This is a genomic window from Veillonella parvula (assembly GCF_036456085.1).
Lineage (GTDB): Bacteria > Bacillota > Negativicutes > Veillonellales > Veillonellaceae > Veillonella > Veillonella parvula_E.
In genome coordinates this window covers 921,753-947,079 of record NZ_CP138632.1, presented here as the reverse complement: position 1 = coordinate 947,079, position 25,327 = coordinate 921,753, and the positions used below count along the sequence as shown (strand labels likewise).

The window sequence follows — 25,327 nt, the reverse complement described above, 5'->3', positions numbered from 1 at the left end:
GGTATTTGTGACTATTTTAGAACAAGCGGCACAGGTGCTTCATGAGGAAGCTCGTGCTATTGAAGAATTAAGTTCTCGTTTGGATCACAATTTTGTAAATGCTGTAAATATGATTTTGGCTTGTAAGGGCCGTGTAGTATGTACAGGAATGGGGAAATCTGGTCATATTGGTCGTAAAATTGCGGCTACCTTGGCTAGTACAGGGACACCGGCACTTTTTATGCATCCTGGTGAAGGCGTGCATGGTGATCTTGGTATGATTACTGAAGATGATGTAGTGTTAGCATTTTCTAATAGTGGTGAAACAGGAGAAATCATTAGTATTTTGCCGTCTCTGCGCCGCATAGGAGCTAAATTAATCTGTGTTGTAGGGAAACCAGAGTCTACATTAGCAAAAAATTCTGATATTGTATTGTTGGCAGAGGTAGAACGAGAAGCTTGTCCATTGGGTTTAGCACCTACTACAAGTACTACTGTTGCTCTAGCACTAGGTGATGCATTAGCAGTATGTTTATTGGAACGCCATCATTTTACTCCAGAAAACTTTGCTGTATTCCATCCAGGTGGTTCCTTAGGTCGCAAATTATTGTTGACTGTAGAAAATATCATGCATGGTGGCGATGATAATCCAACAGTATTTAGAGGGGCTACCGTTCGTGATGCACTCTTTGTAATGACAGAAAAAGGGTTAGGTGCTACAAATGTTATTGATGAAGAAGGACATTTGTTAGGTCTAGTGACTGATGGTGATGTGCGTCGTGGACTTGATTCTGGCAGCAATTTTTTAGAATGGCCCGTAGAGGATATGATGACGTCTATGCCGCGTACGATTACAAAGGATAAATTGGCCGCAGAAGCGCTTCATTTGATGGAGAAAAATCAACCTCGCCCTATCACCGTATTACCTGTGGTTGATACTAATAATGTATGTCTTGGCATTGTTCACATTACGGATTTATTGCGTAGAGGCATTGTATAATGAATATTCAATGGATTGTTCTCGATGTTGATGGAGTTTTATCAGATGGCACTCTAATTTATACATCGACTGGAGAAGAGCTCAAAGCCTTTTCTGTAAAAGATGGTTTAGGCTTGACTGCGGCTCGTAAATCAGGGATAAAGTTAGCAATTATTACGGCTCGTGTATCTCCTATGGTAGAGCGCCGTGCAAAGGAATTGCATTTTGATGAACTTCTTATGGGGCATGCTAATAAAACTGAAGTATTAAGAGCTCTTTGTAAAAAACATCAAATCGACTTAGCTTCGGTTGCTTACATGGGTGATGATCTTAATGATTTAGGAGCTCTTCAACTCGTAGGTTTGCCGATGGCACCAAATAATGCGGTATTAGAGGTTAAATCAATAGCTAAATTTATTTCTACCGTCAATGGTGGACATGGTGCTGTTAGAGAGGCTGTAGAATATATCCTGAAGAATCAAGGTTTATGGGATTCTGTTGTTGCAGATTATGCGCGAGAGGCCCATGCTCATGGACAATAAAGGAGGTGGGCAGAATGAATAACGAATGGCAATACCATTTAGTTAAAGGCATTAGTTGGCTTGTTTGTCGACTACCATACAAGCTCATTTTGCTCATAGGCGCTTGTTTAGGTCCTGTATATGGGCTAATAGCGAAGAAGCAAAAGCTTAGAGGCATAAATAATATTAAAATTGGCATGAACATGAATGATCAAGAGGCGGAACAATTAATTAATAAGTTGTTCAAGAATCTCGGTCGCAGTGTTATGGAAGTATTGTACATGCCAAACCTGACGAAATCCTTTATCAATAAACATATAGAGATGCGTGGTGTTGAACATTTAGAAAAGGCCATTGCTGAAGATAAGGGGGTTATCGTTCTTACTGGTCATGTAGGCAACTGGGAATGGATGGGAGCTGCTATGGCGGCTCATGGATACCCTTCCACTACAATTGTTAAGAAACAACCTAATGCTCAATTCACACGCCTTATGAATGAATATCGTGAGATGGTGGGGCTTGACGTATTTGCTAGTGGTGGTAACGAAATCGTTTCTGCTGCTAAGGCTTTAAAAAAGAAAAAACTTCTTGGATTCTTAGCTGACCAAGATGGATATATAAATGGTTTACCGGTTCCGTTTTTGGGACAAGATTCATCAGCTGTTATGGGACCAGCCACATTTGCAAAGAAATTTGGCTCCCCTGTAGTACCTATTTTTGCATCTCGTAAGCCTGAAGGAGGACATATCGTTCATATCTTGCCGGCATTACATTATGAGGAAACTGGCGATGAAGATGTTGATATGTATCGTCTAACTGAAGCCTGTGTACGTGTTACAGAAGACTTTATTCGTGAACATCCAGATGAGTGGCTTTGGTTCCAACATCGTTGGATGACTAAGATGGATCAAATTATTGATTACGATAAGAAGATAGCTATACGGGAGAGAGCACATGAAAAACAATAAAAAGTTAATTGCCATTGTGGTCGCTATAGTATTCGCTCTAATCGGTCTTATTGTATTTATTATGAAAGACTCTAATGAGGCTACTTCCACTCAAAATCAAAGTGGACAACTCGTTAATTTCCAAGGTGCGGACTTGCAAGAGGAAAAGGATGGCAAGCTAGTATGGGCATTATCGGCTGAGAAGATTGAATATGACCCGCGTACAAAAGCTATCGTTCTGACCAATTTGAAAGGTCTGTTCTATCAAGATGATGTGACTACTACGATTACAGCTCCTCATGCTGTACTGACGGGTGATCGAAACTCTCTTGATATTGATCAAGGCGTTACTGCTACTAATACGGAAGGTGCAGAATTTAAAACTGAGGCCCTTCATTTTGATAACAAAACGAAAACATTGACATCTAAAACGGCTTTCACTTATAACAGCAAGGATGTAACCCTCACAGGTGACAAACTTGAGGGCAATATGTCCTTAAAAATTATTAAAGCCATTGGACATGCGAAATTAACAAAGAAGTAATTGAGAGGAAATATGATGAATAAGAAAAAACAGATTGGTATGGCTATATTAGCTGTACTCATGACCGCATCTGTTACAGTTTGGGCAGCAAATGATCCGTTGACTATCAGTGCTGATACATTGTCTTATGATGGCAATTCAGGTCGTGCAGATGCAACAGGTAATGTTGTTATTACCCAAGCGGATAAAACTATGACTGGTGCCAAGGGTTGGTACAATACAAAAACTCAAGAAGCAAATCTTGATGGTGGTGTATCTATGATTGGTTCTGATATGGCCATGTCTGCTCAAACGGTTCACAGTTACAATAATAATAAATTCACTGCTAATGGTAGCGTTCATTTACAACGTGCTGATCGCCAAATATTTGGTGACAGTGTTGAGTATAGTACTGATTCTGAATACGGTCTTGTTACAGGCAATGCCCGTTTGATTGCTGAAGGGACAACCTTGACAGGTGATAAGGTAGAAGGCTGGATGAAGGAAGTTCGTGCTGTAGCGCAAGGTAATGTTACTTTCTCTAATCCTGAACGAAACGTATCTGGTTCTGCTGACCGAGCTACATATACGCAAACACCAAACCAAAATGATGGGGTTGTACTCTTATCTGGTTCTGCGCATGCCGTTCAAAATGGTAATGTACTGAATGCACCGGAACTGAAAATTCGTTTAGCTGATGATTCTGCTGAAACATTAGGTGGACGTAGCACACTTGTCATTGTTCCGAATAAATAAGGATAATATATGTATATTGAAACCAAAAACTTAGTTAAAACCTTTAGCGGACGCAATGTAGTAGATGGGGTGAGTCTTCGCGTTGATAAAGGCCAAGTTGTAGGTCTATTGGGGCCTAATGGGGCCGGTAAAACTACGTCATTTTATATGATTGTAGGCATTGAAAGACCGAGTTCTGGCATCATTACCGTTGATGGCAAGGATATTACAAATATTCCTATGTATAAACGGGCTGCTGAAGGGATTGGATACCTACCACAAGAGGCATCAATCTTTCGTTCCATGTCTGTAGAAGATAACATTCGTGCCATGCTACAGATTACGGCAAAAAAGCCTGATGAGATTGAAGCTATCGTGGAATCATTGATTGAAGAATTTCATATTGGACATGTCCGTGACCGTATGGGGATGCAATTATCTGGTGGTGAACGACGTCGTGTAGAAATTGCGCGTTGCCTCGCCTTAGAGCCTAATTTCATCCTTCTTGATGAACCTTTTGCAGGTGTCGATCCAATTGCGGTTGCTGACATTCAACAAATTATCTTGCACGTCAAGAATCGAGGTATTGGTATCTTGATTACAGACCATAATGTTCGAGAAACATTGGGGATTGTAGATAAGGCTTATATTTTGAGTAGTGGTAAAATCCTCCTAGAGGGTACCCCTGATGAAATTGCGAATGATCCAATCGCTCGTGAACATTATTTAGGGGATAACTTTAAATTATAGGAGGGGCTATGAGATTATTAGATAAATATATTTTAAAAGCCTTTGTAGGCCCATTCCTATTTGGAGTTTTTGCTTTTACTAGTATTTTTATTGGTACAGGCACATTGTTTAGGATTGCTCAATATATTACTGAATATGGAGCGCCATTGTTGCTTGTTATGCAAGCATTTGTCTTGGCTTTACCAAGTATTGTTATCTTGACATTCCCAATGTCGGTTTTGTTGGCTTCTCTTATGACTTTTAGTCGTTTGAGTAGCACTAGTGAAATCGTTGTTATGCGTGCTGGTGGTCTAAGCTTTTTACGCTTGGCCATGCCCATATATATTATTGCACTCATCATTTCCATTGGGGCTGTAGCATTTAATGAATTTGTTGTGCCTCGTACAAATCATATGTATCAAACGATTGTGCGCGAACAAATCATGAAAAATGCATCACCTCAAACACAAAATCATATTGTATTAAAAACGATGAATGGTGATGAGCTAGGCACATTGTTGTATGCTAAGAGCTATGATGCTGAAACCAAACAGTTGTCCATGATTACGGTTCAACAATTTGGGGAGGGTGGCAAGTTACAACAAGTTGAAAATGCAGATACAGCTATCTGGAATGGTCAATATTGGGTGATGCAAAATGGTATCATTTACGATTTATCAGCTGGTAATGGTGTTGAACGTACCATGAAATTTAAGGAGCAATCCTTGCCGATTAAGTCTGCCCCAAAAGATATTCAACAAGATCAACGTAAACCTGAGGAATTGACGATTAAGGAATTACGTCACCAAATCAGAGCTTATAAGGCTGCTTATACTAATGCTAATAAACTTGAAATGGAAATGTATCAACGTTTTACAATTCCATTGGCAAGCTTTGTGTTTGCTCTCGTAGGTGCACCTTTAGGCCTTCAAAAACAACGCTCTAGTTCATCTATCGGCTTTGGTATTAGTATTCTCATCATCTTTATTTATTATGGGGTGATGACCTTTGCTGGTGCTTTAGGGAAAGGTGGAGCATTGCCAACTGTATTGGCTGCATTAATACCGGATACATTAGGTATTATTGCAGGGCTGTATTTGAATTGGCGTGTATCGAAATAACAGATTGTATTCTTAGGAGAAAGGAGGGACATGATGTTAGTAGGTGTTAAAATCTTAATAATTATCGCTCTTATGGGTGGTCTCATTGCTTACATGGGGGATAAGCTAGGCACTAAAATTGGTAAACGTCGTATGTCCCTCTTTGGATTACGACCTAAGCACACATCTATTATAGTTACTATTGTGACAGGCCTTTTGGTTGCAGCAGCTACGGTTGGAGTATTAACTTTTACGTCTCAAAGTGTACGAACCGCATTGTTCGGTATGGATCAGTTGCGAGCTGATATGAAGCAGCTGAATAATGAGGTCGCTGCAAAGACGCAAGAACTGATTCGTGGACAGGCTTTGTTAGAACAGAATAAACAAGAGCTTGAAGAACGGATGGCTGAGATTGAACAAATTCGCCGTGAAGTAGAGGCTACAAAAGCTGAATTGGCGAGTGCACAAGCTGCTAAAGATGCAACAGAAGCCGAACTGGCATCTTTACAAGCCTCTTATGCAGAGGTATCTCAAAAGGTAGCTGAGCTTGAAGCAACACGTGCTAAGATGGAAGCCCACATTAAAAATCTACAAAATACACAAGAACAATTGCAAAATGGCATCATTCATTTACGGGAAGGAACCATTCTTTTCCAAGTAGATCAGCTATTAGCACAAGCTGTTGTACGACCTGGTTTAAGTGAAGAAGATAGTAATAATGCTATTAAACATATTATCGATGATACAAATAAACTTGTTTTGCGCCGATTAGGCATAGAGGATAATGGTCAATCCGTTGTGTATGTAGATCGACAAAATGTTGAGGTAGCTACTCAAAAGTTAATCAATTCCAAAACCCCTATGGTGGTTCAAGTTGTGGCTGCAGGAAATATTATTTCAGGTGAACCTGCAGTTGCCGTTATTCAAGTATATCCACAGCAATTTATCTATAAAAATGGAGAGGTAATTCACTCTACAGTAATTGATGGGGGGACTAATGCTCAATCTTCTATGCTTCAATTCTTGAAACAAGTTAATGAGCGTGCTAAGGCAAAGGGGATTATTCCTGATTCCTTATCAGGTGATATTGGAACGATACCTGGTGATGATTTGTTTACAGCCATTAAGAGAATAAGCACTATGCGTGGTAAGGTTCATGTGGAAGCTTATAGTGATGGCGACACATATTCATCTGGTCCTGTTCATCTGAAGTTGCGTATTACTCAAATGCCAGATTTTAATGATAAGGCAAAAATACAAACTAATTAATATGATGAAGGTATGTTGGTTTCATACATTACAAAAGAAGGTCTTATGTAATTTTTAACATAAGACCTTCTTTTTATGTTAAAATATAACTACTGTACTTACAAAGGGGATAATCAAATGACTGAAAATACATATATTTTAGCAGTAGATCCAGGAAATGAGAAAACTGGTATAGCTATAGTCTCACCTTCCGGTGAGATGATATGCCGTAAAATTATTTCTTCAAATACCTTCAATGAAGATATTGAGCGTGTTTTAACTGAATATTATGGTATCGTTCATATCGTTTGTGGAAATGGTACAAATCATAAACATTTGTATCCTTCTCTTCAACAAATTGGACGCAATCACAAGATTACAACTAGTTTAATCGATGAATCTCACAGTACAGAGGAAGCCCGTAAATTATATTGGCAATATAATCCTCCTACAGGGTGGCGTAAGATTATTCCTACATCTATGCAATTTCCACCAGAACCTGTAGATGATTTGACGGCTCTCGTTATTGGCTTACGCTATACGAAGCAATTAGCTCAGAACGAAGCGGCAATCAAAGAAGAAACTATGAGTTCAAGTGAGTTAGAAGAGAAAAGATTACATGCTATGGAGCAGTTATACGGAAAAGGAGATAATCATGACGAATGAAACTTCAACGCGTAACTGGTCAAACCTTATTATGCGTTGTGTAATGATGATTTTAGGGGCCTTCATCTATACGGTGGGCTTAGATTTATTTTTAGTACCCAACAGCATCATCGATGGTGGTGTAGTTGGTATTTCATTGATGGCTGCGGAACTATCTGGTATATCTTTTAGTATTTTCGTAGTACTTATCAATTTACCATTCTTGTATTTAGGCTATAGAGCAATCGGTAAAGGCTTTACCTTATCTACATTGTTCTCCATTGTCTGGATGGCTATATTTTCTAACTTTGCTCATGATTTTACACCGATTACGACAGATCCATTCTTAGGATCTATCTTTGGTGGTATAATCTTAGGTATTGGGGTAGGTCTTATTATTCGTAATGGTGGCTCATTAGATGGCTCTGAAATTGTAGCTATTATTTTTGATAAACGGTCCACCTTTTCTGTAGGCGAAATTGTAATGGCCATGAATTTAGTTATTCTTGGAGCAGCGGGCTTTGTATATAGTTGGAATAGTGCCATGTATTCCTTAATCGCTTATTTTATTGCTTATAAGATGATTGATGTGACCATAACTGGCCTTGAAGAATCTAAAGGGGTTATGATTATTACCGATGCAGATAATTCCAAGATTATTGCCGATGCATTAAATGCTAATCTTAATCGTGGTGTTACTATTATGTACGGAGAAGGCGGGTATTTAAAACAACCGAAACATGTATTGTATTCTGTGGTAACGCGGCTAGAAATTACAAGATTAAAGGATACCGTTTATGAAGTAGATCCTACAGCATTTATTACAATCCAAGACGTACATGATGTCTTTGGTGGGAGATTTACGAAAGGTGGTCATTAAGAGGAAACTATGAGTAATAAGTTAGGTAATACAATAGTAAAAGAGATATTAGATTGGATTTATGCTATTGCATTGGCATTAATCATTGCTATGGTAATTCATATTTTCTTGATTCAACCTACTAGAGTATCTGGGGAATCAATGGATGATACATTACACAATGGACAATATTTGATTGTTACCAAATGGCATCACATAATGAATGATATGCCCGAATATGGACAAATTGTTATTATTGATAGTCGTGTTAATCGTGTTCGTACATGGGTGGATGATGTAAAAGAACCATTGATGAACTATGCATCTGTTTTCAATAAATCAGCTCAAACAAATGATGTATGGGTAAAACGTGTAATAGGTAGACCTGGTGATGTACTAGAGTTTAAAGATGGGTATGTATGGCGTAACGGAGAGAAATTACAAGAGCCATATACAAAAGATACAAAAATGAATTATACTCGTTCTACACCTGTAACCGTTCCTGAAGGTCATGTATTTGTGATGGGGGATAATCGTAATCATTCTAGTGATAGTCGGTTTATCGGCCCAGTTCCTGTTGATCATATTTTAGGATTTGTTTCTTACGCAATTTAATAATCGTGAAAGCCTATCTATGATGTTTTTCATCGTAGATAGGCTTTTTTATAAGTTAAGAAGGATTAAGTTACGTTGTATCTTGTGAAATGTATACTAAATAAAATTTAGCAAGACGGCTAGGTTGAATCTAAATATATCACTTAGTTATCTTATAGAAAATAAACAATTCAAATATATAAATTAATTATAATTATTATATTATTTGTATTTAATAAGTAATAATTATTAATTTTATGGATGTAGATAATAAAATTATCTATTTTTTTAATCTATAAAATGAAATTTTGTAAAATTAAATTTTTAAAAATACAGTAAAAACCTATGTTTTTAGGATAATTTTTATTCATGAAAGAAATTTCATAAGATTTAGTTGTGTAAAATGCTTTACAAAGTTTTGGGGTGGTGGTATATTCACATCAACAGAAAGGCTACGCTACAAAGAAGTGGAGCTAAGATAGATAATTTAGTTGAGGAAACATGGACACTCCTAATACATCTTTCATAGTGATACTACTTATGTAGTGAACGTCTTCTGTAAATATAAATTCTTATTTATAAGAAAGAAGGAATTCATTATGAAAAAACAATTCGCAACAATGTTAGCAGCAACAGCAGTGTTAGGTGTAACAACAGCATTTGCTGCAAATCCATTCTCCGATGTAACTCCAGACAGCTGGGCATACCAAGCAGTATCCCAATTGGCACAAGCTGGTATCGTTAATGGTTATCCAGATGGCACTTTCAAAGGCCAAAATAACATTACTCGTTATGAAATGGCTCAAATGGTAGCTAAAGCTATGGCTAACCAAGACCGTGCTAATGCTGAACAACAAGCTATGATTAACCGCTTGGCAGATGAGTTCTCTAACGAGTTGAACAACCTCGGCGTTCGAGTATCTCGCTTGGAAGACCGTGTAGGTAATGTAAAGGTAACTGGCGATGCTCGTATCCGTTACCAAGGTTCTGAAGACAAAGGTGTTTACAAAGCTAATAGTAAATCCTTAACTGACGGCCGTGCACGTGTACAATTCAATGCTAATGTAAATGATAAAACACAAGCAGTTGTTCGTGTAAAAGGTAATTACGAATTTGGTGACTCTACTAAAGGTTCTCAAGCAACAATCGATCGTGCTTACGTAGATCACAAATTTGGTAGCAACGTATCTGCTAAAGCTGGTCGTTTCCAACAAACAATTGGTGGCGGTTTGATGTACGATGATACATTTGACGGTGCACAATTGAATGTAGGTAATGATAAAGTTCAAGTACAAGGTGCGTATGGCTACATGATTGATGGTGCTGCTGATGGCAACTCCAAATCTGATAACCCATCTGTATCTTATGTAGGCTTAAAAGGTAAAGTTGGTAAAGAATCCTCCGTTGGTGGTTTCTACTCCAGATTATCTAGCGGCAACTTGAACCACAATGGTGTAACAGTTAATTCCGATAAACAAGATGTTTACGGTTTCAATGCGGACTTCCGTAAAAATAAATTGTGGGCTGGCGGTGAATGGTTGAAAGCTTCCAACGTAGATAATTCTCAAGCTTGGACAGCAGGTCTTGGCTATGGTAACTACGACATCGCTAAAAAAGGTACATGGGATGTAAAAGGTCAATACTTCAATCAAAAAGCTAATGCACCAATCGTAAGCTCCACTTGGGATCAAGCATATGATTTAACAAATACATCTAATGGTTACAAAGGTTACATGGCTAGCGTAGACTACGCAGTACAAGATAACGTAGGTTTATCCGCTGGTTATGGTTTCAACTCAAAAGACCAAAGCGGTAATGATCTTTCCGATTTCTACCGTGCAGAATTAAATTACAAATTCTAATTCCCTTACAAACAAAAAAAAGACTTCTTCGGAAGTCTTTTTTTTGTTGCATAAAAGTATTATGAATTATTTTATATATAATAGTATATATATAGTAACATAAATATATATTTTTTATCTAATCCTTTATGTAGTTATATAGCAATACTATTTCAATTTCGTTAGATATATAATAAATCTTGTATAAAGAATTATTATATATTTTATTAAAGACGATTTTATTTATAAGTTTAAATTAATAGTAATTATGATGATAATTCTCGATTAATAGGAAAGTACAAAAATTTAAATTTTTTTGTGATAAAAAAATGAATCTACAAAACCAGATAAAATCTAATATAGTAAGCATTTTCATTTAAAAATTTTAATTGGATGAGAATGGAAATGAGAAAAAAGGGTTTACATGAAAAAATGGTTGTGCTAATATCACCGTACAAGAAGTAGCAAACATATGAAACGAAGAACTTCGATGTAGAATATAGTGAGGAAACATGGACACTCCTGAAATTCTTAATCTGAAGAACTGAGTAGAATATGAATGTTATGACTTGTAACATTTTATTTTCTATTTTTTTCAGAAAGAAGGAATTCAACTATGAAAAAACAATTCGCAGCAATCTTTGCAGCAACAGCAGTTTTGGGTGTAACTACTGCATTCGCAGCTAACCCATTCTCCGATGTAACTCCAGATTCTTGGGCATACCAAGCAGTTTCTCAATTGGCTAACGCTGGTGTTATCAATGGTTACCCAGATGGCACTTTCAAAGGTCAAAACAACATCACTCGTTACGAAATGGCTCAAATGGTAGCTAAAGCCATGGCTAACCAAGACCGTGCTAACGCTGAACAACAAGCTATGATCAACCGTTTGGCTGATGAATTCTCCAACGAATTGAACAACTTGGGCGTTCGTGTAGCTCGCTTGGAAGACCGCGTTGGTAATGTAAAAGTTACTGGTGATGCACGTCTTCGTTATCAAGATGCTGAACACGCTAAATCCAAATTCGACGCTCGTGCACGTGTACAATTCAACGCAAAAGTAAACGATCGCACTGACGCAGTTGTTCGTTTGACTTCTGGTAACTTCGAATTGGGTAACTCCACTACTGGTGGTAATGCAAATGCTACAATCGATCGCGCATATGTTAACCACAAATTTGGCGAACGCGTATCCTTGAAAGCTGGTCGTTTTAACCAAGTTTTCGGTGGCGGCTTAGCATTTGATGGTACTTTCGACGGTGCTCAATTGAACGTTGGCAACGACAAAATTATGGCTCAAGCAGCTTATGGTTACATGGTATCCGGTGAAGCAGCTGGCTTGACTAAAGACGAAAACGTAACTAACACTTACCTTGGCTTGAACGGTAAAGTTGGTAAACATGCTATGGTTGGTGGTTTCTACAACCGTTTCAATGCAGATGATTCTGACTATAAAAATGTTTATGGCTTCAATGCTGACGCTAACTTCGACAAAGTTTGGGTTGGTGGCGAATGGTTGAGAGCTTCTGGCGCTGATAAATCTCAAGCTTGGACTGCAGGCGTAGGTTATGGTAACTACGACATCAAAAAAGCTGGTACATGGGATGTAAAAGGTCAATACTTCAACCAAAAAGAAAATGCTCCTATCGTTGATTCCACTTGGAACCATAGATACGGTGCTGACTCCAAAGGTTGGATGGCAACTGTTGACTATGCATTGCAAAACAACGTTGGCTTGTCCGCTTACTACGGTTTCGACTGGAAAACTCAAAGCGGTGCTGATCTTTCCGACTTCTACCGTGCAGACCTTAACTACAAATTCTAATTTGATAGTTAATTATATGAAAGAGACTCCTTCGGGAGTCTCTTTTTTGTAGTTTGAAAATTAATATACACGGTGAATAGCCTAGAATATTATCAATTTAACATAGAGAGCAAGTTGGGTATTCTTTTTTAGCATATAAATATAATGATAATATAGCCTTATATTCATTCTCTATATTAATAAATATATTATCATTTAATTAGTATTATTAATTAAAATTAGGATTTTAAATTTGCTAAAAAATTTTTTGTGTATAAAACTATAAAATGAAGAAATATTCATGAAGTTAGAATATTACTGGGTTCATGAAACTTTTAAAATAGAAAATATTCATTGATAAGGCTGAATATAGGTGTTAAGGCTTTACATAGAAAAAAGGTTGTGATACTATCACCGTACAGGTCATGATACATACATGAAACGAAAATCTTCAATGTAGAATATGGTGAGGAAACATGGACACTCCTATACATTCTTAATCTGAAGAACAAGTAGAATGTGAATGTTATGACTTGTAACATTTTATTTTCTATTTTTTTCAGAAAGAAGGAATTCAACTATGAAAAAACAATTCGCAGCAATCTTTGCAGCAACAGCAGTTTTGGGTGTAACTACAGCTTTTGCAGCTAACCCATTCTCCGACGTAACTCCAGATTCTTGGGCATACCAAGCAGTTTCTCAATTGGCGAACGCTGGTATCGTTAACGGTTATCCTGATGGTACTTTCAAAGGCCAAAATAACATCACTCGTTATGAAATGGCTCAAATGGTGGCTAAAGCTATGGCTAACCAAGATCGTGCTAACGCTGAACAACAAGCTATGATCAATCGTTTGGCTGATGAATTCTCCAACGAATTGAACAACTTGGGCGTTCGTGTAGCTCGTTTGGAAGACCGCGTTGGTAACGTAAAAGTTACTGGTGATGCTCGTCTTCGTTATAAAGATGCTGAACACGCTAAATCCAAATTCGACGCTCGTGCACGTGTACAATTCAATGCAAAAGTAAACGATCGCACTGATGCAGTAGTTCGTTTGACATCTGGTAACTTCGAATTGGGTGACTCCACTACTAAAGGTAAAGCAAATGCTACAATTGACCGCGCATATGTTAACCATAAATTCGGCGAACGCGTATCCTTGAAAGCTGGTCGTTTCGGCCAAGTTGTTGGTGGTGGCTTAGCATTTGATGGTACTTTCGATGGTGCTCAATTCAATGCTGGTAATAACAAAGTTAATGCACAAGTAGCTTATGGTTACATGGTGTCTGGCGATGCAGCTGGCTTGACTAAAGAGGAAAATGTTACTGATCTTATCGTAAATGTTAATGGTAAAGTTGGTAAACATGCTATGGTTGGTGGTTTCTATGACCGTATTAACCAAGATGACGATGTTAGAAACGTATATGGTTTCAATGCTGATGCTAACTTCGATAAAATTTGGGTTGGTGGCGAATGGTTGAAAGCTTCTAGCCTTGAAGAATCTCAAGCTTGGACTGCAGGCGTAGGTTATGGTAACTACGACATCAAAAAACAAGGTACTTGGGGCGTAAAAGGTCAATACTTCAACGCAAAAGAAAATGCTCCTATCATTGATACTACTTACAACCACATCTACACTACAGATGCTAAAGGTTGGATGGCTACTGTTGACTATGCATTGCAAAACAACGTGGGCTTAACAGCTAACTACGGTTTTGATTGGAAAGATCAAAACGGTAATGATAAAGCTGACTTCTACCGTGCAGACCTTAACTACAAATTCTAATTTGATAGTTACTCATATGAAAGAGACTCCTTTGGGAGTCTCTTTTTGTGTTTAATATAAAATTATATGAGGTTTTTTATTATTGTGTTTCATTAATGCTGTTTACTCAATTAATATAGAATGATTTGTCGATAATAGAGGATTTTGCATTTAATGAAAGTTCCATGAGTAAACTTTCTTATCATTATTAGGGTTATTACCGCTTATTTCTATCTATAGTGCCACTATTAATGGTATAATAAAGAGTATTTAAAATTTCTATAAAGGCGGCGAACATGAATCCTTCTTTTTCTCATATCAAAATGATTGCCATCGATTGTGATGAAACTTTGGTGCGTAGCGATAATTCTATATCTGACTATACAGTAGATGTATTACATCGGTCGCAGCAAAAGGGTGTTGCTATTACGATTGCTACGGGGCGTATGTACCAAACGGCTAAGCCCATTGGTCAGGCGTTAAAGCTTGGTAATGTGCCGCTGATTTTATTTTCTGGTGGCCTCATTCAAGAATTAGAAACAGGATATAAGCTATTTGAACAGACTGTTCCTATTGTAGCCGTACGTCGTATCTATGAATTAGCAAAACAATATGATTGGCATATACAATCGTATGTGGATGATTATTTATTATGCCATCATAAGACGTGGCAGTCCGCTCTCTATGAAAAACAGACTGGTGCTACGGCAGAATTTTTAGGTGATACGTTATATAGTTTAAATTCTGAACCGAATAAGCTAATTGCCATAGATACAGTAGAAGGAATTGATCGAATTATTGAAATTTTAACTCCTAGAGTTGGTGATTTGGTGACTCTAGTTCGTAGCCAAAAAGATTTTTTAGAAATCATTGCCCCTAATGTGTCAAAGGGGCGTGCCTTGACACAACTAGCTTTAGATAATCATATTAGTTTAGAACATATTATTTCTTTTGGTAATGCAGAAAATGATATTTCTATGCTACGTAAAACAGGTTACTCTGTAGCTGTTGATAATGCTACAGATCATGTTAAATCTGTGGCTCATACAATTTGTGGCCATCATAATGACGATGGAGTAGCCCATTGGATTGAAGATAATCTTTTATAATGGAGTAAAACTATGGAAGCATTTCGTTTGTTAATAGTTACAGGTATGTCAGGTGCCGGCAAAACTCAAGTATTGCAAGCTTTAGAAGATATGGGGTATTTATGTATTGATAATATTCCCCCTGTGTTGATTCCTAAATTAAGTGAAATTTGCCGACAAGGTGGAGAACGGACCAATCGCGTCGCTCTTGTTGTAGATATTCGGGGTGGCGAATTTTTTGAAGCTCTTTCTTCATCTTTAGATACATTAAAAGATATGAAGGTAGATTTTGAAATTGTATTTATGGATGCTACAGATGAGACTTTGATTCGTCGATATAAGGAAAGTCGACGGAGTCATCCATTGGCTCCTAATGGGCTAATTACAACAGGGCTAAAAAAAGAACGCCAAATTCTTAACTCTGTGCGCCATAAAGCAGATTTTATTATTGATACCACTAATATGAAGACGGCTAGCTTGAAAGAGTATTTAAAAACGCGCTTTGCTCAAGTTGATGAAGCTCATGGTATGGCGATTACTGTAGTGAGCTTTGGTTTTAAGTATGGTATTCCTCTCGATGCAGATATGGTATGGGATGTTCGTTTTCTACCTAATCCATTTTATATTCCTGAGTTTCGTCATAAAACAGGTCGTGTGAAAGCAGTGAATGAATATATCCATTCCTTTGAAGTAACCGAGGAATTTAAAAAACGTTACTTTGATACCATGGACTTCCTTGTGCCAAATTATGAACAAGAAGGGAAATCTCAGTTTATTGTGGCAGTAGGTTGCACAGGTGGTATGCATAGATCTGTAGCTATGGCAGAGGCTCTATACTCCCACTTGTTAGAAAAAGGATATCGTGTAACTGTTGAACATAGAGATATGATGAAAAATAATGTAGAAGAAGATTATAATCCTCATGAAATTATAACACTTGATAACTAGATAGGGGGGATTATGTTGCGAAAAGGATGGTTCCGGTGGCTAATTCCGGGTCTAAATATAAAACGTTGGCTTGCCCTATTTAGTTGTGGTGTAGGTCTTTTAATTATTGGTATTTCTTTGATTTTTAACTATCAATGGCTTGCGGTTCTTGAAGATATTGTGCTTGCCTTTTCCTATAATATGACGGGCTTTTACAATTATAATGTACTCATTGCTGTAGGGGCTGTAGTATTATCGATTGGTGCTGTATTAATGCTCATCGGTACGAGTAAAGTTATTAAAACGATTATTCGTGCGGTACTACCTAATCCTGACAGCAAGGTATCGGATATTATTTTTCAAAATATCCGACTCGATAAGGGCCCAAAAATTGTAGTAATCGGTGGTGGTACGGGCTTATCAAATTTATTGCGTGGTTTGAAATCACATACATCAAACCTATCTGCGATTGTAACTGTCGCTGATGATGGAGGTTCTTCTGGTCGCTTGCGAAAAGACTTTCAAATGATAGCTCCTGGTGATTTGCGAAACTGTTTAGTATCATTAGCTGAACAAGAAGGAGTAATGGAGAACTTATTCCGTTATCGTTTCGATGGTGAGAATGAGCTTTCTGGGCACAGTTTTGGTAATCTATTTATCACTGCGCTTGCTCAAGTTTATGATGGAGATATTGAAGAAGCTCTTGAAGCGGCTAGTAAATTGTTGCGTGTCCGTGGTCGTGTAATTCCTTCCTCTACAGAGTTTATTAAATTGCGTGCAGAGATGACAGATGGCACTATTGTAGAAGGTGAAAGTAATATACCACACTCGGGTAAACGAATTCGCCATATCTATAGTGATCCAGCATTGCCTAAGCCAGAGGGGGCTGCATTACGTGCCATTGATGAAGCGGATGTAATTATTTTAGGTCCTGGTAGTTTATATACAAGTATTATCCCAAATTTACTAACTGATAAGTTGGCCTCTCATGTACGTGCCAGTAAGGCTAATAAAATCTATATTGCTAATGTTATGACACAACCGGGTGAAACCACAGGCTACACATTAAATGACCATGTAGAGGCTTTAATTGCTCATGGCGGAGAAGGAATTATAGATACTGTTCTTGCCAATGATGGGCCGTTGCCAATTCAAATGGTTGAACAATATAGTGCTGTAGGATCTGAACCATTGGTATTAGATACAAAAAAGTTACAAGACAAAGGAATCCGCACTATACGAGCTACCTTAATTAACCCTCAAAAACCAGCTGTTCACGATCCTGAACGGTTAGGTAAAGTTATTATGGATATCATTCATGCTATGCAATCTAACACTGAACCGCATATCTTAGAATATTATCTTCAACGAGATGATCATTAATGAGAAGGGATGTCCATGTCATTTGCAGAAGATGTAAAAAATGAATTATGCCAATATGAAGCCTCTAGTGATGCGGATGTGGCCATGAAAATTGAAGCGTCTTGCTTATTGCGTATGAGCGGATCTATCATTTTGGGGATGAAAGGTGCAGTTGGCATTCGTTTGGCTACGGCTAATAATGCAGTAGCTCGTCGGTTGCTTGGTATTTTGAAAAAGCAATACGAATTACCTACAAATGTATTAGTACGACAAGGTTTAAACCTGCGTAAAAAAAATATGTATACGCTCTCTGTGGAACCTTCTATAGAGGGGAGACAGGCTTTAGAGGATCTCGCTTTATGGCCTGTAACCGAACAAATTCCTCGCAGTTGGCTCAAATCAATGGAAGCACGACGTGCCTTTTTAAGGGGAGCTTTTTTAGGGGGAGGCTCTGTTAATAAACCACAAAGTGATTACCATCTTGAGTTTATGACGGGAAACGAGATTTTTGCGAGGGAAATTATCCATGTATTACGGCTTTTTCACATTCATGCAGGCTTAACGGAGCGGAAGGAAGAGTATGTAGTATATCTTAAAGAAGGGGATGCAGTAACAAATTGTTTGCAAATCATGGGTGCTCAATCGGCGCTTATGGAATTTGAAAACGTGCGGATTATGAAAACCGTACGGAATCAAATAAATCGTCAAGTCAACTGTGAGACGGCAAATTTACAGAAGGTTGTGGATGCAGCAGTTCGTCAGGTAAAAGCAATCCGTATTATTGATAGAGAAATCGGTATTGAAGAATTACCTGAAAAGTTGCGCGTCGTTGCAAGACTTCGGTGGGAGAATCCTGAAGCGAGTTTAAAAGAGCTTGAAGAGTTGATGGAGGGGGAACTATCTAAATCTGGAATTGGCCATCGACTAAAGAAGATTGAAGCATTAGCACTTACGTATGACCCGTTGGGGCTCGAAGAAATATAGAGGTAATAATATATGTTTTCCTATAAATCAAGATATTGTGTAGCTGCGGCTATGGCTGCCATGGCTGCCCTTACAGGCCATGTAGAAGCTCGTGATATAGATTTACAATCAATTGGATATTTTCAGTTTTCTCCGTTACCACCATCTTTGGTGTCTCAAACGGATACATTGCTCCTATCGGATAGTCCTGAATATGTAGGACCTGTAGGAGGTACGTTAAGTGCAGGTACAATTAATGGCAATGGGCGTATCTATTTCTATCATGTAAATGAAATGGATCTACCTCACAAGATTGCTATCGTCTTAGAAAACCAAACGGCTTATCCAACTTCAGTACATGTCATGAGACAATTAAAATCTGTAGCTACACCTGACTATTTTGCAGCAGGTCGTGATTTGTCTCGGAAGGATTTGGAGCAGCCTCTTAATGAAAGCCCAGATGCAAGACCATTATATTCTCTTAGCATTCCACCACAAGGGCGCCAATTAATCTTTAGTGACTTAGAAAATACACCGGTAAATCGAGATGCATTATTTACGGGTATTGTAGATATTAAAACAGAAGGGCCTATATTTGCGCGTGTTATGATGCTGCCTATGGGGATGGACCCTGTAGATGCGTCACATTGGGTGAAAAACCTTCCTATTGATGAAATACAATTACGCGGTACTTATACTGGTGCTAAACGTAATATGGAGGTTACTACACCATTCGATACCGCTTTAGGTGGTGCCTTTGTAGAAATTGGTAATGACCGCGAAGATACGTTTATCAATGGTGTAGATGAAATGCAAAATAAAGCATTTGTTCGTGACCGTGGTAACTACGGCGTATCGTATACGTTAAAAATTCCTACAAAGGGGAATGAACCGTTTAGACTGTATTTTAACCCTCTTGGGGGACCTTATTCTGGTTCCTTTATGGTAAAAGCATTGCATCAACAAGGTGCTAGACGGGGACAGACCGATACACGGACTTATCACATTGGTGGTGCAGATGGTATTTCCGCATTAGGGGAAGGTACTATATTAGATAGCCGTCTTTTAGGGAACTATAATGCGGGCGATTTATTAACATTAAACTTTATGCCAGCTGGTGCATCGAATTTGCCAATTCGTTTCTTGTTGATTCCTGAATCTCTTGCAAATCCACAAAAACATCAAACCATTGCTGTTAATGTACCGAAAGATGTTAAAGATATCTTAGGGCACCCAACTCAAGGGGGCACACAAATACCTGTAGGTCCTGTAGGTGGTAAAGATGGAGATAAAGGTACAGTAGATACTAAAAAATCTACTGCTGAAAGTCCAGCTAAACGGGCAGAAACAATTGCTCATGAAGAAACTAAAAAGTTAAGCGATAAAGCTGCAGCAGATGTAAAAAAAGAAGCGCAACTTAAAAAAGCAAAAGACGAGAAAGAAGCCTTAGCTCGTAAAAAAGCCGAAGAGGCTCGACTAGCTGCAGAAAAAGCTGAAATGTCTCGAAAGGCTGCAGAAGCCAAGCATGCTGAAATTGAGCGCAAGATGGCTGAAAAAGCCGAAGCAGAGCGTAAAGCAGAGGAAGCTCGCAAGGCGGAAGCGGCTCGTAAAGCTGAAATGGCACGTATCGAGGCAGCGAGAAAAGCGGAAGCGGATCGACTAGCGGCGGCTCGTAAAGCAGAAGAAGCTCGACTAGCAGCGGAAGCAAAACGCCTTGAAGAAGAACGTAGAATTGAAGCTGCTCGTATTGAGGCCGCACGCAAAGCGGAGGAAGAAAGAAAAGCGGCCGAAGCTAAGGCTCGCTTTGAAGCGCAACGAGCAGCAGAAAAAGCTGCTTTAGAAGCCAAAAAGGCCGAAGAGGAACGCTTGGCTGCTGAGGCTAGAGTTCGTTTAGAAGCACAACGTAAAGCTGAGCAGGAAGCATTGGAAGCAAGACGTGCCGAAGAAGCTCGTAAAGCAGCAGAAGCGAAAGCCGCTTTAGAAGCACAACGTGCTGCCGAGCAAGCCGCTCTTGAAGCGAAGCGCCAAGAAGACGCTCGTAGAGCGGCAGAGGCTAAGGCTGCATTGGAAGCACAACAAATGGAAGCAGCAAGAAAAGCAGAAGAGGCTCGTCGTGCGGAGGAAGCGCGTAGAGCAGAAGAAGCTCGAATTGAAGCGGAACGTAAAGCTGAGGCCGCTCGCGTAGCAGCAGAAGCAAAACGAGCAGAGGACGCACGCAAAGCTGAAGCAGCTCGAATTGAAGCAGCGCGTAAAGCTGAACAAGCTCGTTTAGCAGCAGAAGCACGTAGAGCAGAAGAAGCTCGGAAAGCAGAAGCAGCTAGACTTGAGGCACAACGTAGAGCTGAACAGGAACGTCTTGAAGCTGCGCGCCGTGCAGAAGAAGCTCGAATTGTTGCAGAGGCTAAACGTGCTGAAGAAGCGCTTAGAGCCGAAGAAGCTCGCCGCATAGAAGAAGCAAGACGTGCCGAAGAGGCTCGTAAAGCAGAGGCGGCTCGTATAGTGGCGGAAGCTCGTAAGGCAGAGCAAGAGCGACTTGCTGCAGAACGAGCTGAAGCAGAACGTCAAGCCGCAGAGGCACGACGTATTGCTGAGGAACGATATAAAGCACAACTAGAAGCAGAGCGTAAAGCTGAAGCTGCTCGTCAACAAGCGTTGGCTCAAGCTGAAATCGAGCGTAAAGCAAAAGAGCGTGCTGAAGCTATTCAACGTGTCCGAGATCAACAAGAGAGTGCTCGTCGTCGTGCAGAACTTGCCCGTCAACAACTTGAAGCCGAACGTAAGGCTGCTCAAGCATCTAAGAGGACTCCTTCCTTCAGTGAACTTGATGATATTCATGGGGATACATCAAATGTAACTATTCCAAATGCTGTATCCATTGATGAGTTGACAAAACCTAGACCGACTGCATCTCAAAATACACGTCGTCGTGAGCAACGTCAACCTCAATTGTCGCCAAATCAGCAATATGTGCAGATAGATCCTGTAGCGAATGAGCCGCAACAAGATCAAATGCCATATACTCCACAAAATGAACAGCAAAATGATGAAGAAAACCCACCAAGATTATATCCATTAGGTTAAGACCCTTAATTTCTAAAAAAAATTTTAGATTAAAGTTTAAGATATAGAAGTGGATTAATAGCTGTTTAAATATAGAGAGGACAAGCAATTTTATATGCTTGTCCTCTTTTTAAAATCCATATGAATTTTGTGTTTTACATTGACTTTCAAAGGTGGATTCAGTACAATAAATAAAGAAATGCATATATGGTACGAGAGACCATTGCATAATACAATACCTTTTAATTTAGTCCAGAGAGGCTGAGAAAGGAATATAGTTGAAGTGCCCATAGGGGCTTCTTTGTGCAAACTATTTGACCTTTTGCCCTGGGCAAAAGGTCTTTTTTGTTACGTGAGTTAGGAGGAAATCATGGGACAAGTTAGCCTAAAAGGCAAAGATTTATTGGGTTTGCAAAATGTGTCACCTGAAGAAATCAAATTGATTTTAGATGTGGCAAAGAAAATGAAGAAAATCGTTCTTTCTGATGACAAGAAGGTTCCACTATTAAAGGGGAAATCCATTATCAACCTTTTTATGGAACCAAGTACTCGTACCCGTAGTTCCTTTGAGTTAGCCGGCAAATACTTAGGGGCTGACGTAATCAATCTTTCTCCTAGTGGATCTTCCATGGGTAAAGGTGAAAGTTTCCGCGATACATTATTAACTATGTCCTACATGGGTACAGATGCTATCGTAATGCGGCACAGCGCAGAAGGTGCACCTTTATACGCTACGAAAGCCGTAGATCCGATTATCATTAACGCAGGTGATGGCGCTCATGAGCATCCAACACAAGCATTACTAGACATGTATTCTATCTTAGAGAAAAAGGAATCTATTGAAGGATTAAAGGTGGTTATCCTTGGCGATATAATGCATAGTCGCGTGGCACGCTCCAACATTTATGGCCTTACAAAAATGGGGGCTGATGTACATCTAGCTGGTCCTCGTACAATGGTATATCCAGAATTTGAAAAATTAGGTGTTACCGTACACCATGATATTCGTGAAGCAGTGGCTGATGCAGATGTAGTTAACGTACTTCGCATTCAATTAGAACGCATTCATTCTGCATTGTATCCTACAAATAGAGAATATGCTCGTATCTTTGGTATTAACAATGATGTATTAAAATTAGCTAAAGATGATGTAATGGTAATGCATCCAGGTCCTATGAACCGCGGCCTTGAAATTGCACCAGATGTAGCATATTCTGATCAATCCGTAATTCAAGAACAGGTACGTAATGGCGTAGCTGTACGTATGGCTGTATTGTACTTAACTATTATTGGAGGTGACGGTAGTGAGCTTGCTTATTAAAAATGGTACGGTAGTTAATCCGGCAAAAAAACAAAACGAAGTAGCAGATGTTCTCGTAAAAGATGGTAAAATTGCAGCCATCGGTCAAAACTTGAGTGCTGAAGGTGCTGAAGTTTATGATGCAACAGGGCTTATCGTAGCACCTGGTCTTATCGATATTCACACACATTTGCGCGAACCAGGCCAAGAAGCTAAAGAAGATTTCCACTCTGGTACACAAGCGGCTGCTGCAGGTGGTTTCACACGTGTTGTCACTATGGCTAATACTAACCCAGTTGTAGATAATGCTGCACTTGTAAGAGGTTTACAAAAACAGGCTGAACTCACTGGCGTTGTGAAAGTAGAATTTATTGGCGCTGTATCAAAAGGCCTAGAAGGTAAGGAACTTGCTGAAATGGGCGATATGGCAGAAGCTGGTGTAGTAGCATTCTCCGATGATGGTCACTATGTAGAAAATGCTGCATTTATGCGTCGTGCCTTAGAATACTCCTCCATGTTTAATAAAATGGTTATCGACCATGCAGAAGATATTACATTGACTAAAAATGGCCATATGCATGAAGGTATTGTTTCTTATGAATTAGGTGTTATTGGTCGTCCTGCAGTAGCTGAAGATTTGGCTGTTGCTCGTGATATCTTGTTATCTGAAATGACAGGTGGTCATATCCATATCGCCCACGTAAGTAGTAAAAATACTGTAGATATGGTGCGCCGTGCGAAGGCTAAAGGCCTTAATGTAACATGTGAAGTTACAAGCCAACATTTATCTTTCACAGATGAATACCTACGCGAATATAACCCAGCATTCAAAATGGCTCCTCCAATTCGCTCTGAAGATCATCGTCAAGCATTATTAGAAGGCTTGAAAGATGGTACAATCGATGCGATTATTACAGACCATGCACCACATGCATATGAAGAAAAAGACCATGAATTCTGCTGTGCACCAAATGGTTTCAGTGGCCTCGAAACATCTTTGGCGGCGGTTATTACTAATGCATATGGTCCTGATAAACTAAGCATCGATCAAGTTGTGTACTATATGAGTACTCGACCAGCTGAGTTGATGCACCTTGATGCAGGTGTTCTTGAAGTTGGCAAGCCAGCAGATATTACCGTATTCTCCACGACTGAAGAATGGACAGTAGATCGAAATAAATTCTATACAAAAGGTAAAGTTAGCCCATTTGATGGTATGACTGTTACAGGTAAAGCTAAACTCACAGTAGTTGATGGCAAAATTGTTATGAAGGAGGGCGTAGTCTTATAATGAAAGGCAAGTTAGTTCTTGAAGATGGTTCCGTGTTTGAAGGTTCCTTATTAGGTGGCGCCCCAACGGTAGGCGAAGTTGTATTTAACACAGGTATGACAGGGTATCAAGAAATCTTGACTGATCCATCCTATGCGGATCAAATTATTACATTAACCTATCCTTTAATTGGTAATTATGGTACTTTAAATTCTATTACTCAAGGTCCTAAACCATATTGTAAAGGTTTTATTGTAGGTGAACTGTGTGACTTTCCATCTAACTGGCAAAATGAAGGCCTATTTAGTGAGTATCTTCGTTTGCACGGCATCCCTTGCCTTTATGATGTAGATACACGTGCAATTACACGTGTTCTTCGTAACCATGGTGTAATGAAGGGCGTACTAGTACGCTCTGATTACCCTATGGAGGATATTCAAAAATTGTTTAAACAAGACTTGCCAACAGATCAAGTTATGCGTGTAACTACAAAATGGCAAGGTATGCGTGGAGATAAAAATGCTGAATTCCACGTAGCGGTAATGGATTATGGTGTAAAGGAAAATATCCTTCGCTCTCTAGAAGCTGCAGGCTGTCGTCTTACTGTATTTCCTGCAGATGCTAAGGCCGAAGATGTGTTGGCAGCAAATCCAGATGGTATCTTTTTATCTAATGGCCCTGGAGACCCTCAAGATCTTGGCTATGCAGTAGAAGAAGTAAAGAAGATGTTTGGTAAGAAACCAATCTTTGGCATCTGTATGGGGCATCAAGTATTGGCACAAGCCTATGGTGGGACTACATTCAAATTGAAATTTGGTCACCGTGGTTCTAACCATCCTGTACAAGATTTACGTACTGGTCGGGTATATATTACATCTCAAAATCATGGCTATGCGGTAGATGATACTTCTTTGCCAGCTTTTGTAGAAATTACACATCGTAGTGTAAATGATGGAACCGTAGAAGGTATGCGTCATAAAGAATTGCCAATCTTCTCCGTACAATACCATCCAGAAGCATCCCCAGGACCTACTGATAACCTATATTTATTTGACGAATTTGAAGACTTAATGAGAAAGGGAAAATAA

At 39.1% G+C, this 25,327-nt stretch carries 22 protein-coding genes; all 22 read left to right on the top strand.

The window, feature by feature from the left end; all coding sequences use genetic code 11:
* Positions 1 to 7 precede the first annotated feature (7 nt).
* The 22 genes from PK1910_RS04525 to carA all read left to right on the top strand — a co-directional run bounded on the left by PK1910_RS04525 (position 8) and on the right by carA (position 25,327).
* Positions 8 to 979: a KpsF/GutQ family sugar-phosphate isomerase gene (locus tag PK1910_RS04525; RefSeq protein WP_058948513.1), complete on the top strand. Its 972-nt coding sequence runs from the start codon at positions 8 to 10 to the stop codon at positions 977 to 979.
* Positions 979 to 1,500, top strand: coding sequence for a KdsC family phosphatase (locus tag PK1910_RS04520; RefSeq protein ID WP_004698460.1), 522 nt, complete (start codon positions 979 to 981; stop codon positions 1,498 to 1,500). Before PK1910_RS04525 ends, PK1910_RS04520 begins: the two co-directional genes overlap by 1 nt.
* Positions 1,501 to 1,514: 14 nt before the next feature.
* Entirely contained in the window at positions 1,515 to 2,447 is a 933-nt protein-coding gene (locus tag PK1910_RS04515) for a lysophospholipid acyltransferase family protein (protein ID WP_004695502.1), read from the top strand.
* Entirely contained in the window at positions 2,434 to 2,970 is a 537-nt protein-coding gene (gene lptC, locus PK1910_RS04510) for an LPS export ABC transporter periplasmic protein LptC (RefSeq protein WP_004695503.1), read from the top strand. The genes PK1910_RS04515 and lptC overlap by 14 nt, the downstream gene beginning before the upstream one ends.
* A 12-nt stretch (positions 2,971 to 2,982) precedes the next feature.
* Positions 2,983 to 3,705, top strand: a complete 723-nt coding sequence (locus PK1910_RS04505) for an LptA/OstA family protein (protein WP_004695505.1) — start codon at positions 2,983 to 2,985, stop codon at positions 3,703 to 3,705.
* A 9-nt stretch (positions 3,706 to 3,714) separates the two neighbouring features.
* Positions 3,715 to 4,434 (top strand): LPS export ABC transporter ATP-binding protein, encoded by a 720-nt coding sequence (gene lptB / locus PK1910_RS04500; protein WP_004695507.1) that lies wholly within the window; start codon positions 3,715 to 3,717, stop codon positions 4,432 to 4,434.
* A gap of 8 nt (positions 4,435 to 4,442) precedes the next feature.
* Complete coding sequence (locus tag PK1910_RS04495) at positions 4,443 to 5,534, top strand: LptF/LptG family permease (RefSeq protein ID WP_058948514.1); 1,092 nt, start codon at positions 4,443 to 4,445, stop codon at positions 5,532 to 5,534.
* Between the two features lie 33 nt (positions 5,535 to 5,567).
* Entirely contained in the window at positions 5,568 to 6,782 is a 1,215-nt protein-coding gene (locus PK1910_RS04490; protein ID WP_004695510.1) for a DUF3084 domain-containing protein, read from the top strand.
* 117 nt (positions 6,783 to 6,899) lie between these two features.
* Positions 6,900 to 7,427, top strand: coding sequence for a RuvC family protein (locus tag PK1910_RS04485; protein WP_004695512.1), 528 nt, complete (start codon positions 6,900 to 6,902; stop codon positions 7,425 to 7,427).
* On the top strand, positions 7,417 to 8,286 hold the full coding sequence (locus tag PK1910_RS04480; RefSeq protein ID WP_058948515.1) for a YitT family protein: 870 nt from the start codon (positions 7,417 to 7,419) through the stop codon (positions 8,284 to 8,286). The genes PK1910_RS04485 and PK1910_RS04480 overlap by 11 nt, the downstream gene beginning before the upstream one ends.
* Positions 8,287 to 8,295: 9 nt before the next feature.
* The gene (gene lepB / locus PK1910_RS04475; RefSeq protein ID WP_004695516.1) at positions 8,296 to 8,880 is read left to right on the top strand and encodes a signal peptidase I; all 585 of its coding nucleotides are present in this window, start codon (positions 8,296 to 8,298) and stop codon (positions 8,878 to 8,880) included.
* Between the two features lie 578 nt (positions 8,881 to 9,458).
* Complete coding sequence (locus PK1910_RS04470; protein WP_004695518.1) at positions 9,459 to 10,721, top strand: S-layer homology domain-containing protein; 1,263 nt, start codon at positions 9,459 to 9,461, stop codon at positions 10,719 to 10,721.
* Between the two features lie 595 nt (positions 10,722 to 11,316).
* Positions 11,317 to 12,525: a putative porin gene (locus PK1910_RS04465; protein ID WP_058948516.1), complete on the top strand. Its 1,209-nt coding sequence runs from the start codon at positions 11,317 to 11,319 to the stop codon at positions 12,523 to 12,525.
* A gap of 559 nt (positions 12,526 to 13,084) precedes the next feature.
* Positions 13,085 to 14,290, top strand: coding sequence for a putative porin (locus PK1910_RS04460; protein ID WP_058948517.1), 1,206 nt, complete (start codon positions 13,085 to 13,087; stop codon positions 14,288 to 14,290).
* 275 nt (positions 14,291 to 14,565) lie between these two features.
* The gene (locus tag PK1910_RS04455; RefSeq protein ID WP_058948518.1) at positions 14,566 to 15,378 is read left to right on the top strand and encodes a Cof-type HAD-IIB family hydrolase; all 813 of its coding nucleotides are present in this window, start codon (positions 14,566 to 14,568) and stop codon (positions 15,376 to 15,378) included.
* 12 nt (positions 15,379 to 15,390) lie between these two features.
* Entirely contained in the window at positions 15,391 to 16,305 is a 915-nt protein-coding gene (gene rapZ, locus PK1910_RS04450) for an RNase adapter RapZ (protein ID WP_004695526.1), read from the top strand.
* A 12-nt stretch (positions 16,306 to 16,317) separates the two neighbouring features.
* Positions 16,318 to 17,667 carry a gluconeogenesis factor YvcK family protein gene (locus PK1910_RS04445; RefSeq protein WP_004695529.1) on the top strand — a complete coding sequence of 450 codons (1,350 nt, stop codon included), beginning with the start codon at positions 16,318 to 16,320 and terminating at the stop codon, positions 17,665 to 17,667.
* Positions 17,668 to 17,682: 15 nt separating this feature from the next.
* On the top strand, positions 17,683 to 18,630 hold the full coding sequence (gene whiA, locus PK1910_RS04440; protein ID WP_004695531.1) for a DNA-binding protein WhiA: 948 nt from the start codon (positions 17,683 to 17,685) through the stop codon (positions 18,628 to 18,630).
* Positions 18,631 to 18,642: 12 nt separating this feature from the next.
* Positions 18,643 to 21,690: a hypothetical protein gene (locus PK1910_RS04435; RefSeq protein ID WP_004695533.1), complete on the top strand. Its 3,048-nt coding sequence runs from the start codon at positions 18,643 to 18,645 to the stop codon at positions 21,688 to 21,690.
* Between the two features lie 349 nt (positions 21,691 to 22,039).
* Positions 22,040 to 22,990, top strand: coding sequence for an aspartate carbamoyltransferase catalytic subunit (locus tag PK1910_RS04430; RefSeq protein WP_058948519.1), 951 nt, complete (start codon positions 22,040 to 22,042; stop codon positions 22,988 to 22,990).
* Positions 22,974 to 24,260 (top strand): dihydroorotase, encoded by a 1,287-nt coding sequence (locus tag PK1910_RS04425; protein WP_004695537.1) that lies wholly within the window; start codon positions 22,974 to 22,976, stop codon positions 24,258 to 24,260. Before PK1910_RS04430 ends, PK1910_RS04425 begins: the two co-directional genes overlap by 17 nt.
* Entirely contained in the window at positions 24,260 to 25,327 is a 1,068-nt protein-coding gene (carA, locus tag PK1910_RS04420; RefSeq protein ID WP_004695539.1) for a glutamine-hydrolyzing carbamoyl-phosphate synthase small subunit, read from the top strand. Before PK1910_RS04425 ends, carA begins: the two co-directional genes overlap by 1 nt.